We start from the raw sequence: 13,857 nt of genomic DNA on the forward strand, positions 1-13,857 counted from the left end.
GCGTTACGGAGATTTTGGAAAAACCCGTGGAATCTCTTGCAAAAAAGTGGTAATTTGCTATACTTATTAATGAATAGGATTCGGGTGTCAAAGCCGAAATCCAAATAGAAAAAAGGAGCGACGTAAGATGAATAAAGTTACACTTGATTATTCGAAAGCAGGTTGTTTTATTGCTGACCATGAGATCGAATCTATGAAGACGCTCGCACAGGCTGCAAAAGAGACTCTGGTGTCCAAAAGCGGTGCTGGCAATGACTTTTTAGGATGGGTTGATTTGCCGGTGGATTACGATAAAGAAGAGTTTGACAGAATTAAGGTGGCGGCGAAGAGAATCCAGGAGGACTCAGAAGTACTCTTGGTTATCGGAATCGGGGGTTCCTATCTGGGTGCGAGAGCGGCTATCGAATTTTTGAGACACAGTTTCTACAACAATGTCTCAAAGGAGACACGCAAGACTCCGGAGATTTACTATGTTGGAAACAGTATCAGCAGTCGTTACATCAAAGGACTGATTGATGTTGTGGGAGACCGTGATTTCTCAGTCAATATTATTTCCAAATCTGGAACTACCACAGAGCCTGCTATTGCGTTCCGGGTATTTAAAGAGATTTTGGAGAAAAAATACGGCAAGGAGGCAGCGGCGAAGAGAATCTACGCAACCACAGATAAAGCTCGTGGAGCGTTGAAGACAGTTGCCGATGAGGAAGGATATGAGACTTTTGTTGTCCCAGACGATGTGGGAGGACGGTTTTCTGTTTTGACAGCAGTCGGACTTTTGCCTATCGCAGTCAGCGGTGCTGATATTGATAAGCTGATGGAAGGTGCGGCGGCAGGCAGAGAGCTCGCATTAAATGCTCCTTTTGAAGAAAATGACGCTGTGAAATACGCGGCGGTTCGTAATATTCTTCTGCGCAAAGGTAAGAGCGTGGAGGTTTTAGCAAATTATGAGCCAAGCCTTCACTATGTGAATGAGTGGTGGAAGCAGTTATATGGCGAGAGTGAGGGAAAAGACCAGAAGGGTATCTTCCCGGCGGCAGTCGATCTGACTACAGATTTGCATTCCATGGGGCAGTTTATCCAGGATGGAGCCAGAATTATGTTTGAGACCGTTCTGAATGTGGAGGAGTCCTCTGATCAGATCATCATCAATGAGGAAGCTGTGGACTTGGACGGGCTGAATTACCTGGCAGGCAAGGATGTGGATTTTGTCAATAAGAGTGCAATGAACGGTACGATTCTGGCTCACACAGACGGGCAGGTTCCGAATTTGCGTGTAGATATTCCACAGCAGAATGAGTATTATCTCGGACAGCTATTCTATTTCTTCGAATTTGCCTGCGGAGTCAGTGGATATCTCCTGGGAGTGAATCCGTTTAATCAGCCAGGCGTCGAGAGCTATAAGAGCAATATGTTCGCCCTGCTGGGAAAACCGGGCTATGAGTCTGAGAGAGAAAAGTTGTTGAAGAGATTATAATTGAGTGAACAGCAGGAGGGAGAAGCTTGCTGTGATATTACGGCGGATAGGGGAGAGTTTTCCCTATCCGATTCATAAAGAAAACGCGCTCACAGCGCGTTTTCTTGTATGTATGTGTGTATGTAATTGTATATGGTTGTTTTCGTTAATTAAGCAAGTGCTTTTCCAAGAGCCACGCAGGCATCGTTCGTTTCATCATCCGGCTCTTCGTTGCAGATTACGGATTCGCATGCCAGAACGGCACCGTCATTTTTGCAGGTATCTTCCCAAGTGCGCATCCATTCGCCGTCTCCCCATCCGTAAGAACCAAACAGAGCAATTTTTTTATCTTTTAATGCAGATTCGCAGGAGGTGAACATTGGTTCAAATTCTGTGTCTTCTAATTCCTCTTCTCCCATGGAAGGGCATCCAAAAGCGATCGCGTCGTATTCGCCTACCTTGTCAACAGAGAATTCAGTCGCGGTGAATAAAGTAACCTCAGCACCGGCAGCTTTTGCGCCTTCTACAACTTTTTCTGCCATCATCTCTGTGTTGCCAGTGCCGCTCCAATAAACAACTGCAATTTTACTCATTGTATTTATACCTCTCTTTTTTTGATTTATGTCAGGCAGTCAGTCGTTTAGGTTTCGGGGGATATCCGAGACCATCAGGCGACGGTGAGCTGCAAAACACTGCGTTTTCCTTGTAAAAACAGCCGCAGATAGACATCTTTGCATTTTTTGAATTGAGAAAATAGCTTCATAGTCTCACATTCGTTACAGTAGACCTTCCAACAGCCACTGCACTTGCTGTTTTTTCCAGCATTTTCTATAAAACCGATCACATCATCTAAAGGATACCCCAGAAACAGTCCGATTTCGTGGGGAAATACCTCGCTTTTTGCAAACTTAGATTTTAAAACCTCAATTCCATATTCCGCTGTGAATTCCTTGTATCCATATTGCTGAAGAAATTCCGGAACCCCTCTTCTTTTCAGATCAGCGTTTAGTTTCTCCGGGCGATAAACGTAAAGCAGTGCTTTTTGATTTCGGTTTCTCAAAATAGTGATGGATACACCTTTCGGCTGGAATTTTTTATTCCAGTCTTCTATATACTGAGTGACTTCTTCACTGGAATGATATGTAAAAGTGAACAGATTCGCTGTCTTAATTGAAGCTAAGGTAGGAGAGCAGTGCTCTACCAGATAACGTTCTAACATGAGAAACACCTGCTTTCTTCATTAATTTGGAGAAAATTTCTCTTGGAGATGGCTAATTCCGTGCTTAATTTGGTTGGAGGAAAGCACGGAACGCCATTTAGGGGATAAGGGTTTCTAAAAATGAGTCCTGTGTGTACTTAGGGATAATACACGTGAGGACAACAAGTTTAGTTAGTAAAAGCTAACTAAACTGCGATAAAAAATGCGGCATAGTTGCCTGTGATTATTAAGTTAGCTATCACTAACTGAATACAGATTAACATACTCTTACAGCGATGTCAATAGGTTCTTATAAATTTTTTAATCTTCCTGCAACTATTCAGCCATGCGACGGATAAGAGCAAAATCCGGAGCAAGTTTGCTTGCAGAGGAATTTTGCTCTGATCAGGCATATGGCGTTTAGCCATATATGCAGCGATATAAGCTGCGCAGCAGCTAATTCGAGCTGTTATGGCTGAATAGTTACATCTTCCTCAATTACTTCGATTTCCAAATAATCAAAGTCCACATGTTCAATAAAGTTGTCTTGATAGAATCTGGTTTTGTCGTGGTATTTAAAGTCTTGGATATTTTTGTCTAACCAGATAGGTTTTTCTAGATCAAGCTCATAGCAGATTTCCTCTAAGCATTGGAAAACCTTGTGTGTTCTGGTATCTTCTTTATCGTTGCAGGAGACGGTGTCTCTGAGAAGACGATTGGATTTAAACAGCTTGCCCCATAGACGAAACATGGTGGAACCTTCCTTTCTTCCTTTTATGCGATTAAGGGAATTTGGCATTTTCGGTGGCTTATCCCATTAGAGTTATCAGGATTATACAATATGGAGACGAAATGCGCAATTAGCTTGGTAAATGAAATATAATTTGAAACTTTTCTGGAAATCGACTATAATAATGCAGAGATAATATAGAGGGATTCTCGTGTAATAGAGAAGACGTTTTTACGCGAAAGCGTGAAAGTTTTCTCCTATTACACAAACGCTCCGCTACGGATGCGCACTCGCACAAGAGGTAGTTGCTACAGGCGGAGAATCCTGTGAGACAGGATTCTTTTTATGAATTTGAGCGTAGAGATTCCGAGAGTACGCATAGAATATAAGGAGGACAGAGTATGAAGCTATATGATAAGGGCGTCTATTTGGTGAATGGCCTTAAGATTGTGGAGGAAGGCCAGGAGCAGTTGCCGCTTTCAAAGGAAGAGGCGTCAAAGAATACTATAGCCTATGGGATACTGAAGGATCACAATACTTCTGGCAATATGGAAAAATTGCAGATCAAATTTGACAAACTGACCTCCCACGATATTACTTTTGTGGGAATCATACAGACAGCCCGTGCGTCAGGGTTGGAGAAATTTCCAGTGCCCTATGTGTTGACGAACTGCCACAATTCTCTGTGTGCGGTGGGTGGCACCATTAATGAAGACGATCACATGTTTGGTCTGACATGTGCGAAAAAATACGGTGGTGTCTACGTTCCGCCCCATCAGGCTGTAATTCATCAGTATGCTCGGGAGATGCTGGCCGGTGGCGGAAAAATGATTCTGGGTTCTGACAGTCATACTCGGTATGGGGCTCTTGGAACAATGGCCATGGGCGAAGGTGGCCCTGAGCTGGTGAAACAACTTCTGTCTCAGACTTACGATATCAATATGCCAGGCGTGGTAGCAGTATACCTGAAAGGTTGTCCGAGACCGGGCGTTGGTCCCCAGGACGTGGCTTTGGCAATTATCGGAGAAGTATTTGCCAACGGCTACGTGAAAAATAAAGTCATGGAGTTTGTTGGGCCAGGCGTCGAGAATTTGAGTGCAGATTTCAGAATAGGTATTGATGTCATGACTACGGAAACGACCTGCCTGTCCTCCATCTGGAAGACGGATGCCAAGATTGAGGAGTTCTACGCAATTCATGGCAGAAGTGAGGACTATAAGGAATTGAAGCCGGGTGATGTGGCCTACTATGATGGAATGATTGAGATTGATTTAGATGAAATTAAACCAATGATTGCTATGCCGTTCCATCCTTCGAATACCTATACGATTGATGAGCTAAAGGCGAATCTGTTGGATATTTTGGATGATGTGGAAAAGAAAGCTCAGGTGAGCTTGGACGGAAAGATTGACTTTTCTCTGAGAGAAAAAGTAGTAGATGGCAAGCTCTATGTGGATCAGGGCATTATTGCTGGATGTGCCGGCGGTGGTTTTGAGAACATCTGTGCGGCAGCGGATATTCTCAAAGGTAGCAGCATCGGCTATGACGCATTTACTTTGAGCGTATATCCAGCAAGTACTCCAATTTATATGGAACTGGCGAAAAACGGAACGCTGGCTGTTCTTCTGGAAACCGGAGCAGTTGTTAAGACTGCATTTTGCGGTCCGTGTTTCGGAGCGGGCGATACACCGGCGAACAATGCTTTCAGCATTCGTCATACCACCAGAAACTTCCCGAATCGTGAAGGCTCAAAAATTCAAAACGGACAGATATCGTCTGTTGCTCTCATGGATGCGCGTTCTATTGCCGCTACGGCAGCAAACAAAGGTTTCCTTACATCTGCTGAAGAATATACAGGAGGATATACAAATCCTAAATATTATTTTGATAAAACGATCTACGAAAACCGTGTCTTTGACAGCAAGGGCATAGCAGACCCATCTGTGGAGATTCAGTTTGGCCCGAACATTAAAGACTGGCCGAAGATGCCGGCTTTGGCCGAGAATTTGATTCTGAAAGTCGTGTCGGAGATTCATGATCCTGTAACTACGACGGACGAGCTGATTCCGTCAGGAGAGACTTCTTCCTTCCGGTCGAATCCTCTAGGACTGGCTGAATTTACCTTGTCTAGAAAGGACCCAGCCTACGTGGGAAGAGCAAAAGAAGTGAAGGTGGCACAGGAGGCCATCGACGCCGGAGAATGTCCGGTGAAAGTACTTCCAGAGTTGACAGAGGTTCTGGATAAAATTGATGACAAATTCCCTGGAATAAAGGAAGGAGATTACGGTGTTGGTAGCACGATTTTTGCGGTGAAGCCGGGAGACGGCTCTGCCCGTGAGCAGGCTGCGTCCTGCCAGAAGGTGCTGGGCGGCTGGGCGAACATTGCCAATGAGTACGCCACAAAGCGTTACCGTTCGAATTTGATTAACTGGGGGATGCTGCCATTCCTGATTCCGGAAGGAGAGCTGCCGTTTAAGAATGGGGATTACCTGTATGTGCCGGGAATCCGCAAAGCTGTGGAAGAGAAATCAGAAGTAATCACCGTGTATACAGTGGGAGAGAGTGGACTTAAAGAGTTCACGGTTACATTGGGTGAGCTGACAGATGACGAGAGAGAGATCATCCTGAAGGGATGTCTGATTAACTACAATCGCAGATAGTATAGAATGAGATCAGGCCCGTTTCATTAGCATGAAATCGGGCCTGTGAATTTTTCGGAACTATTCTTGAATTTAAATTATCTGAAAAAATATAAAAATATAGAAAATTACCAGTAATAAAAAGAATAAAAATTCTGAAAATATTTAATTATAAAAAATATCAAAAAATGTATTGACAAATAAAGGGGACAGTGATATTATATGACCATACAAAGAAACAAGAAAGAAATTCATTCAATTCATAGTATATATAAATTACTAGAAACGAATGGTATTTAGAAGGAGGTATAGTCCAATGGGAACTTAAACAGATGATCATCAATATAAGAGTGGTAGGCAGCGGTTCCTGCGAGAAAGACCGGATACATAGAAGTAATTGAAGTCCAAGAAAAGGAAAACGTATCCAAGGTATTATAGAAGCTGTTCTTATATTGAATATTACCACAAAACTGATATAAAGGTTTTAGAATTTGTGTAAAGAAACATTTTCTAAAAAGATATAACTGCCTGACTAATAAATTATGGATTAGATGAAGGATGAGCAGAGAGCTCTCTTGGAAAAGTACATAATGAGAATCAAGATATTAGAAAGATAATGATCGCCAGAGAACAATGGCAATTTTCAAAGGAAAATGCGATATGGTATCTCTAGATCGCTTCAGAATAATTATCTGGAATTCTTATAAAGATGTAGTTTATAAATAACCAGTTAACCGTGATTAGGAAAAGACAGGTAAGATATCTTGAAATCCATAGGTATCCTCTGGGAGATCAGAAAAATGATAAAAATATTAATGTATAAAATAAAGCCCACATTTTATATATAAATGATTTTTAACATAGGTCATGATCTACATTAAGAGGACATATGAATTGAAACTTTACATCAGTGAATAACTGTCAAATGGTGGAAGTTATTCATAAAAGAAGGATCATAGAAAAGTACCTTAGAATGATACAAAAGAGATCAGGTTAAGATATTTATGAGGAAGATCCAAGTGATTTGTGATACGTGAATCACAAGTCGAAACTCTATAGAACTTTCTAAATAAATTGAATGATATGTATCATTTCATTTTATGAGCAGGAAATAAAAAGAAAGATTAACAATAGATAAATTGAATATGGAACAAGAAAATTAAATTACTTAATTTGATTGTAACCAAAGAAGGTTGATCTATACTTATTAAATCTTATTGATATCTTATATCAGAAGAAAATAAGAGTAATCTATCATTTGTACAGAGAAAGAAAAGAAGAGGATCGAAAAATTGAATAACGAAGAGTGTTAAGACGACCATCATAATTAAAAAGAATTGTGATGGTCGTCTTATTGTTTGCGTTGCGGCAATTTTGTGATATGATACATATCATTACAGAATAGCTGCCTGTATTCGGAGAGTGGCCGTTGAGAAAAGAGTAGGAGCAAGTGGAGAATGTTGAGAGAAGTAATCGTGTACGAAGATGAAGATTTGATTGTCTGTCATAAGCCGGCAGGCATGGCAGTCCAGAGTGCTGGGATTGGAAGGATGGATTTGGAGAGCGCGCTGAAGAATGAGCTGGCGATGAGAAATCCGGAAAAGCTGCCATATGTGGCGGTGATTCATCGACTGGACCAGCCGGTGGAGGGATTGGTGGTGTTCGCCAAGAATCCGAAAGCAGCGAGTGGACTAAGCAGTCAGTCAGCCAGAGGAGAGATGAAAAAATGTTATTTGGCAGTGGCGCAAGATGCCAAAGTGCCAGACAAGGAGCGGCTAGAGGACTGGCTGAGACGGGACGGGAGAAAAAATTACTCCATGGTTGTCCCAAAGAATACTTCTGGGAGTAAACGTGCGGTTTTAGAGTATAGACTTTTAAAACGGCAAAATGGTAAAATGCTGTTGCATATTCAACTGCTAACAGGGAGGCACCATCAAATACGGGTACAGATGGCGCACAGAGGGATGCCACTTTTGGGAGATCGAAAATACAACCCGGGAACGCAGAATGTGCATCTGGGATTGTGTGCTTGTGAGCTGAGCTTTACTCATCCTCTCAGCGGGGGAAAAATGGATTTTTGTATACAGCCAAGAGGCGAGACTTTTCAGGGCTTTTTTGAATAAAGTTTTTGAAAACAGCCATACTAATGCACTGAGGTGCTGGTGTCTGAAATGAGCAGTGGGCACTTGGTCCAAAGCTGATTGGGCGTTAGCAGATGTGGAAAGTGTGGTGAGAGGATGAGCCTGGAAGTTAGAAGGAAGATCTGCGCGATTGGAATTGTAATAGGAGTATACCTGGGATTTCGGTATGTGGTGCCTGTTGCAGTTCCTTTTTTGATAGGTTGGCTTTTAGCTGTCTGGGTCTATCCGGCCGGGGAGTGGATAGAGAGAAAAATTCATCTCAAAAAAAGTTGGGCGGGTGCTGTGATTCTAGTGGGATTACTGACGCTTTTCTTGTTACTCCTATGGAAAGGAGGAATTCTGCTGTGGGAGCAGATTAAGTTGATCTTTTTGAATTTTCACAACCTATCTGACTGGGGGATGAGGATTCTAGATCAGTGCTGTCAGGCTGCGGAACAGGTCACGGGAATTAAAAAAGAGGTTAGCCGACAATTCATACTCACTCAGGCAGGTCAGATGCAGAGGAATCTCATGGAAAGTGTTACTCCGCAAAGCTTCTTGAAGCTTATTTCAGAGGCCGGAGAAATATTTTTGGTGGGGATGGGTTTTTTGATTACTTGGCTTTCTGGGATTTTATTCTTGCAGGAAATGGATAGTGTGAAAAGGAAGGTGAGGGAGTCCTCAGTATTAAGAGGAGTGAGGAGAATTGCGAGGCGGCTGAAAGAGACGACCATCACTTACTTGAAGGCACAACTGGTGATTATGGGAGTCATTGGTCTGATTTGTACGTTGGGATTTTGGCTGATGGGGAGCCCTTATTATCTGTTGTTTGGTGCTGGATTGGGAATTCTAGATGCTCTGCCTGTCATTGGAACGGGAACTTTTCTTTATCCAGCGGCTGTGTATTTCCTGTTGAAAAAGGAATTCTCTGTGGCTGTAGGGTGTGTGATTCTAGACTTGGTGACAAGTGTCGTCAGAGAGTTTTTAGAACCTAAGTTAATTGGAAGGAGGTTGGGGATTTCGCCAGTGATTGTTCTGGCAGCTGTATATTTTGGATTTTATTTGTACGGACCATGGGGTGTTCTTGCTGGGCCGCTGTCCCTGTCAGTGGCCTATGAAGTAGGAAAAGAATGGGACATCTGGGATTGAGCCATGAAAGCTGTTCAACCATACAACTCAAATTTGTAGCTGGCGCTGCTTTTTCGCTGCTGACGCAGCAAAATCCTCGCTTATGTCTGAGCGCTATATGTCTTAAACTGGAAGAATCTTCCTGCCAGCAAGCCTGCCTCGGATTCTGCCAGGCTAAGCCGCATGGCTGAACAGTAACAAAATGTAAGGTTTTTTCGTGAAAAAAGTGTAAAATCTCTGGACGAGGGAACGAAAAAGTGTATAATGATTGGAGAATAGAAACTGAACAAGTTTAACTAGAAGAGGCATATTTTCTGGAAGAACCAGAAGATTTTTGGGAGGAAGCCTATGAAGAGAAAGATTGCGGCTGTGTTTTTGACGGCTACGATGCTTGGATTGTTCAGCAGTTGTTCCCAATCCGTGTCAGGGGAATCCCAGGAGGCGATGGTTGACGCCGTACAGGAAGACACAGAAGAGCAGAGTGCCGAAGTGACAATGTCACCGGAAGAGAGTAGTATCTCTGATCGGTCAGAAGATGTAGATACATCGGCGCCAGTGGCGAAGGGAAGCCGTATAGCGGTGATTGCGAAGTCCACGAAGGATGAATATTGGAAAGCTGTCAAAGAAGGCATGAAAGATGCGGTAAGTGAGATAAATAAAGCTTACGGCTACAAAGATGAAGACAAAATTACAATGACTTTTGAAGGGCCAGATGATGAACAGAAGGTGACGGACCAGATCAACACCATTGATGCAGTGCTCTCGGAGAATCCTACTGTGCTGTGTCTGTCAGCGATTGATGCGGATTCCTGTGAAGCCCAGTTGGAGACGGCTCATGAAAACGGAATTCCTGTGGTTACGTTTGACTCGGGTTTAAACAGTGGTCTGCCAGATGGAATCTGTACTTCTGGAAACGGAAAAATTGGCAAGATTGCGGCGACAAAGTTAGCGGAAAAACTGGGCAGTCAAGGAAAGGTTGCCATTATAGCTCACAGTGAGTTGGGGCAGTCGTCAGTGACGCGCGTGACTGCGTTTCAGAAATTTATGAGAGATTTTCCGGGTATAGAGGTGTTAGACCCGGTCTATGACAGTGAAGGGCAAGAGTTGTCAGATGTGGTGCAGCAGCTTTTGGACACGAACAGCGATTTGGCGGGCATCTTTTGTACCAATGGCGCAGTTTCTGATGTAGTATTGGATTGTGTTCAGAACAGTAAACGTCAGGATATCGCGATTGTCGGAGTGGATGGAACCACCGCGCAGCAGGAGGCAGTTAAATCGGGCCGGGAAGTGGGATTTGTCGCACAGAACCCATATGAGATTGGCTACCAGACTATCCTGGAGGCTATCAAGGCGGCTGAGCCTGGAGACCTGGAAGATTCCGAGAAACATGTCTGGGTAAAAAGTCAGTGGATTGACAGCCAGAACATAAAAGAGTTTGAAAATACGAAATATCTGTTGTGAACACTTGTTGTTCATTGATTTTCGTTGTTAAAAAATAGACTTATAATTAGTAATGTATAAAAGTGCAGGGAATCGTAGAATAATCGACAGTTTCCTGCACTTTTGTATTATTTATCTACAAAACGTCGAGGATTTCCAGAGGTTTGTTTTATGTTAAAATGTATAAAAAATTCTTTGTATAATGGGAATATATATAAAAAATGCTGGAAACACGTTGCTTTATCATATGATTTATGATAAAATTTTATCTATATGGATAAAGGTGGTGATCAGATGATTCAAGAAACTATTAATGTTGTAAAAGAGACGGAGGAAAAGGCGGAAAAGATTGTAAAGGATGCACGGCAGCAGGCGGATGCCATGGTGGCAAAAGCTAAAGAAGATGCCAAGCTTTTTAAAGAGGCTCAGCTTAAGAGCTTGAGAGAGGATGCAGCGTCGAAGATGGAGGCTGCGAAGGAAGAAGCAGAAGCTGAGCAGGAGAAGGCGCTGCGGGGAGTGCAAGAGGAGATTGCTGCACTTAGGGAGAAGGCGGCGCAGAAAGAATCACAGGCCGTTGAGGCCGTGATCGCGAACCTGTACTAGAAGACAGGAAGGTAAAATATTTGGTAAAGGAGGTATGTGGGTATGGCAGTATTGCAGATGCAACGATTTAGTATCTGCGCTATGAAGAAAAACAGAAAGGCCATATTAGAAGAACTCCAGGCATTGGGAATCATGGAAATTGACACATCCATTGTTGAAGATGCGGCGCTTCGCAAAGCGAACACTTTAGAAGTGCGGCAAGGCTTTGACAAAAAGGCGGTTCAAATCGATCATGCTTTAGAGATCCTTCAGGAATATGCACCGGAAAAGACTTCTATGTTTTCTTCATTGGAAGGAAGAGCTCTGGTGGAGAAGAGTGAGTATGATCAAATCACGGAGGGCAAAGACAAAGTCTTAGAGAGTGCAAATGAACTGCTGACTCTGAAAAAACAGTTGACTGAGAATAAAGCGAAAGCAGTCAAGGTGGAAAATCAGATAGAATCGTTGGAGCCTTGGCTGTCGCTGGATATCCCGATGGGATATCAGGGAACTAAATTTACGGCTGTGTTAATTGGAAGTTTCGGCGGTCAGCTGACTCTGGAGCAGATCTATGAGAGACTGGCTCAGGAAGCTCCTGAGTTGGAAGCAATGGATATTCAGGTGATTTCTTCAGATCAGGACCAGACCTGTGTGACAGTGTTCTGCCTGAGAGATCAGGCGACGAAAATGGAGGAGGCTCTGCGGTCGATGGGATTTTCAAAGCCATCGATGGTGACTGATGAGATTCCATCCAAGCAGAAAGAAAAACTGGAACAGGAAGTTAAAAATCTGGAACAGGAAAACGCAGGGATTGAAAAACAGATTCAAAGCTATGCCGAGAGTAGACAGAAGCTTAAGATAGTCTCAGACTATTTCCGGGCTAGAGCTCAGAAATATGAAGTGTTGGGAGAAGTCTTGCAGTCTCGTCAGACATTTCTGATCAGTGGTTATGTACCGGAAAAGGATACGGCAGCTCTTCAGAAGCATATGGAAGAGAAATATGACCTTGTCGTAGATGTGGAAACACCGGACCCGGAGGAAGCCCCGGTTCTGCTGAAAAATAATAAGATAGCAGGATCCGTGGAGGGTGTGTTGGCTTCTTATGGTCTGCCAAAAGCGGGAGAGATTGACCCGTCAGCGATCATGTCCTTTTTCTATATCGTGTTTTTCGGACTTATGCTTTCAGACGCAGCATACGGAGTTTTGGTGTTTATCGCCTGTGCGGTGATTATAAAAAAATTCCCCAGGATGGAAGAGGGGATGCAAAAGGCGATTCGAATGTTTATGTACTGTGGACTCTCTACAGTATTTTGGGGACTGATGTTTGGCGGTATTTTTGGGGACGCTGTCACCGTGGTTGCCAGAGTATTCTTTGGAAAAGAAATTGTTGTTCCGGCACTGTGGTTTGTTCCTTTGGAAGAGCCGATGACCCTGCTGATGTTCTGTATGTTGTTTGGAATTATCCACCTGTTCGTGGGATTGGGAATCAAAGGATATCTGTGTATTAAGAACAAACAGTATTTGGATTTCTTCTGCGATGTGGTTTTGTGGTATTTGTTCCTGATCGGATTGATTCTGATGCTTCTTCCAAGTAAGATTTTTGCATCAATGTCGCCGATAGCGATTGTGTTCCCACCAGCTTTGCAGATGTTGGCGAAGGTGCTGGCGATTGTGGGAGCAGTCGGTCTGCTTCTAATGTCTGGACGTGCCAACAAAAACCCTGCTCTCCGGATTGCTCTGGGAGCATATGACCTGTATAATATCACGGGCTGGCTAAGTGACGTACTGTCCTATTCACGTCTGTTGGCGCTGGGACTTGCCACAGGAGTTATTGCTTCCGTAGTCAATCAGATGGGAAGCATGATGGGTAAGGGAATTATCGGAGCAATATTTTTTATCATCGTCTTTATCGTTGGCCATGCCATGAATATGGCCATTAATCTTTTGGGTGCCTATGTGCACACCAACCGTCTTCAGTTCGTGGAATTTTTTGGTAAATTCTATGAAGGCGGAGGAAGACCTTTCCAACCATTCAAAGCGAAAACAAAATATGTTGATGTTAAGGAGGAAACAAGTTTATGAATCAATTAGGTTTAGTATACGCATTGTTAGGTGCAGCAGTCGCAGTATTTTTAGCAGGTGCAGGTTCCGCAATTGGTGTAGGTATTGCCGGACGCGCGGCCTCTGGTGTTGTCAGTGAAGACCCAAGTAAATTCGCAAAGGTTCTGATTATGCAGCTTCTGCCTGGTACACAGGGTATTTATGGTCTGCTGGTTGGATTTATCACTCTGTCGCAGATCGGTCTGTTGGGCGGAAATCCAGCGAACTTAGACCCGAAGACAGGCCTTTTGATTCTGGCAGCTTGTCTACCGATTGGTATCGTTGGACTGATCTCCGGCAAAGCTCAGGGACAGACTTCTGCGGCTGCTATCGGTATCGTAGCGAAAAAACCAGAGCAGTTCGGTAAAGCGATGCTGTTCCCGGCGATGGTTGAGACCTACGCAATCCTTGCTCTTTTGATTTCTATTCTGGCTGTTACAGCAATCCCAATGCCGTAATTGCAGCGT

The 13,857-nt window shown here is 43.5% G+C and carries 11 protein-coding genes; 8 read left to right on the forward strand and 3 right to left on the reverse strand.

The genetic code is table 11. From position 1 onward, the window contains the following. Positions 1 to 127 precede the first annotated feature (127 nt). A complete protein-coding gene (locus BLHYD_RS01595; RefSeq protein WP_005946912.1) occupies positions 128 to 1,474 on the forward strand; it encodes a glucose-6-phosphate isomerase in 1,347 nt (448 codons plus the stop codon). A 149-nt stretch (positions 1,475 to 1,623) separates the two neighbouring features. Here the strand turns inward: BLHYD_RS01595 and BLHYD_RS01600 are convergent, their stop codons facing one another. The 3 genes from BLHYD_RS01600 to BLHYD_RS01610 all read right to left on the reverse strand — a co-directional run bounded on the left by BLHYD_RS01600 (position 1,624) and on the right by BLHYD_RS01610 (position 3,402). Beyond that, on the reverse strand, positions 1,624 to 2,046 hold the full coding sequence (locus tag BLHYD_RS01600) for a flavodoxin (RefSeq protein WP_005946914.1): 423 nt from the start codon (positions 2,044 to 2,046) through the stop codon (positions 1,624 to 1,626). 74 nt (positions 2,047 to 2,120) lie between these two features. Further along, positions 2,121 to 2,672, reverse strand: a complete 552-nt coding sequence (locus BLHYD_RS01605) for a DUF3793 family protein (protein ID WP_005946916.1) — start codon at positions 2,670 to 2,672, stop codon at positions 2,121 to 2,123. Positions 2,673 to 3,120: 448 nt separating this feature from the next. Further along, positions 3,121 to 3,402 (reverse strand): hypothetical protein, encoded by a 282-nt coding sequence (locus BLHYD_RS01610; RefSeq protein ID WP_021845662.1) that lies wholly within the window; start codon positions 3,400 to 3,402, stop codon positions 3,121 to 3,123. A 380-nt stretch (positions 3,403 to 3,782) separates the two neighbouring features. On the opposite strand from BLHYD_RS01610, the gene BLHYD_RS01615 reads away from it, so the two are divergent. From BLHYD_RS01615 to BLHYD_RS01645, 7 genes are all read left to right on the forward strand, one after another. Next, a complete protein-coding gene (locus BLHYD_RS01615; RefSeq protein ID WP_055164253.1) occupies positions 3,783 to 6,041 on the forward strand; it encodes a hydratase in 2,259 nt (752 codons plus the stop codon). A 1,436-nt stretch (positions 6,042 to 7,477) separates the two neighbouring features. Beyond that, entirely contained in the window at positions 7,478 to 8,143 is a 666-nt protein-coding gene (locus BLHYD_RS01620; protein WP_005946925.1) for an RluA family pseudouridine synthase, read from the forward strand. Positions 8,144 to 8,257: 114 nt separating this feature from the next. Further along, positions 8,258 to 9,289 carry an AI-2E family transporter gene (locus tag BLHYD_RS01625; protein WP_005946926.1) on the forward strand — a complete coding sequence of 344 codons (1,032 nt, stop codon included), beginning with the start codon at positions 8,258 to 8,260 and terminating at the stop codon, positions 9,287 to 9,289. Between the two features lie 327 nt (positions 9,290 to 9,616). After that, positions 9,617 to 10,729: an ABC transporter substrate-binding protein gene (locus BLHYD_RS01630; protein WP_005946928.1), complete on the forward strand. Its 1,113-nt coding sequence runs from the start codon at positions 9,617 to 9,619 to the stop codon at positions 10,727 to 10,729. Positions 10,730 to 11,002: 273 nt separating this feature from the next. After that, positions 11,003 to 11,311: a hypothetical protein gene (locus BLHYD_RS01635; RefSeq protein ID WP_021845666.1), complete on the forward strand. Its 309-nt coding sequence runs from the start codon at positions 11,003 to 11,005 to the stop codon at positions 11,309 to 11,311. Positions 11,312 to 11,353: 42 nt separating this feature from the next. Further along, complete coding sequence (locus tag BLHYD_RS01640; protein WP_005946932.1) at positions 11,354 to 13,372, forward strand: V-type ATP synthase subunit I; 2,019 nt, start codon at positions 11,354 to 11,356, stop codon at positions 13,370 to 13,372. Continuing rightward, positions 13,369 to 13,848, forward strand: a complete 480-nt coding sequence (locus BLHYD_RS01645) for a V-type ATP synthase subunit K (protein WP_005946933.1) — start codon at positions 13,369 to 13,371, stop codon at positions 13,846 to 13,848. Before BLHYD_RS01640 ends, BLHYD_RS01645 begins: the two co-directional genes overlap by 4 nt. Positions 13,849 to 13,857: the final 9 nt, after the last annotated feature.

Origin of the sequence: Blautia hydrogenotrophica DSM 10507 (genome assembly GCF_034356035.1) — a bacterium.
Lineage (GTDB): Bacteria > Bacillota > Clostridia > Lachnospirales > Lachnospiraceae > Blautia_A > Blautia_A hydrogenotrophica.

Coding starts and splice junctions, on each gene's coding strand:
- BLHYD_RS01595 (WP_005946912.1), top strand. CDS start 128: ATGAATAAAGTTACACTTGATTATTCGAAAGCAGGTTGTTTTATTGCT.
- BLHYD_RS01600 (WP_005946914.1), bottom strand. CDS start 2,046: ATGAGTAAAATTGCAGTTGTTTATTGGAGCGGCACTGGCAACACAGAG.
- BLHYD_RS01605 (WP_005946916.1), bottom strand. CDS start 2,672: ATGTTAGAACGTTATCTGGTAGAGCACTGCTCTCCTACCTTAGCTTCA.
- BLHYD_RS01610 (WP_021845662.1), bottom strand. CDS start 3,402: ATGTTTCGTCTATGGGGCAAGCTGTTTAAATCCAATCGTCTTCTCAGA.
- BLHYD_RS01615 (WP_055164253.1), top strand. CDS start 3,783: ATGAAGCTATATGATAAGGGCGTCTATTTGGTGAATGGCCTTAAGATT.
- BLHYD_RS01620 (WP_005946925.1), top strand. CDS start 7,478: ATGTTGAGAGAAGTAATCGTGTACGAAGATGAAGATTTGATTGTCTGT.
- BLHYD_RS01625 (WP_005946926.1), top strand. CDS start 8,258: ATGAGCCTGGAAGTTAGAAGGAAGATCTGCGCGATTGGAATTGTAATA.
- BLHYD_RS01630 (WP_005946928.1), top strand. CDS start 9,617: ATGAAGAGAAAGATTGCGGCTGTGTTTTTGACGGCTACGATGCTTGGA.
- BLHYD_RS01635 (WP_021845666.1), top strand. CDS start 11,003: ATGATTCAAGAAACTATTAATGTTGTAAAAGAGACGGAGGAAAAGGCG.
- BLHYD_RS01640 (WP_005946932.1), top strand. CDS start 11,354: ATGGCAGTATTGCAGATGCAACGATTTAGTATCTGCGCTATGAAGAAA.
- BLHYD_RS01645 (WP_005946933.1), top strand. CDS start 13,369: ATGAATCAATTAGGTTTAGTATACGCATTGTTAGGTGCAGCAGTCGCA.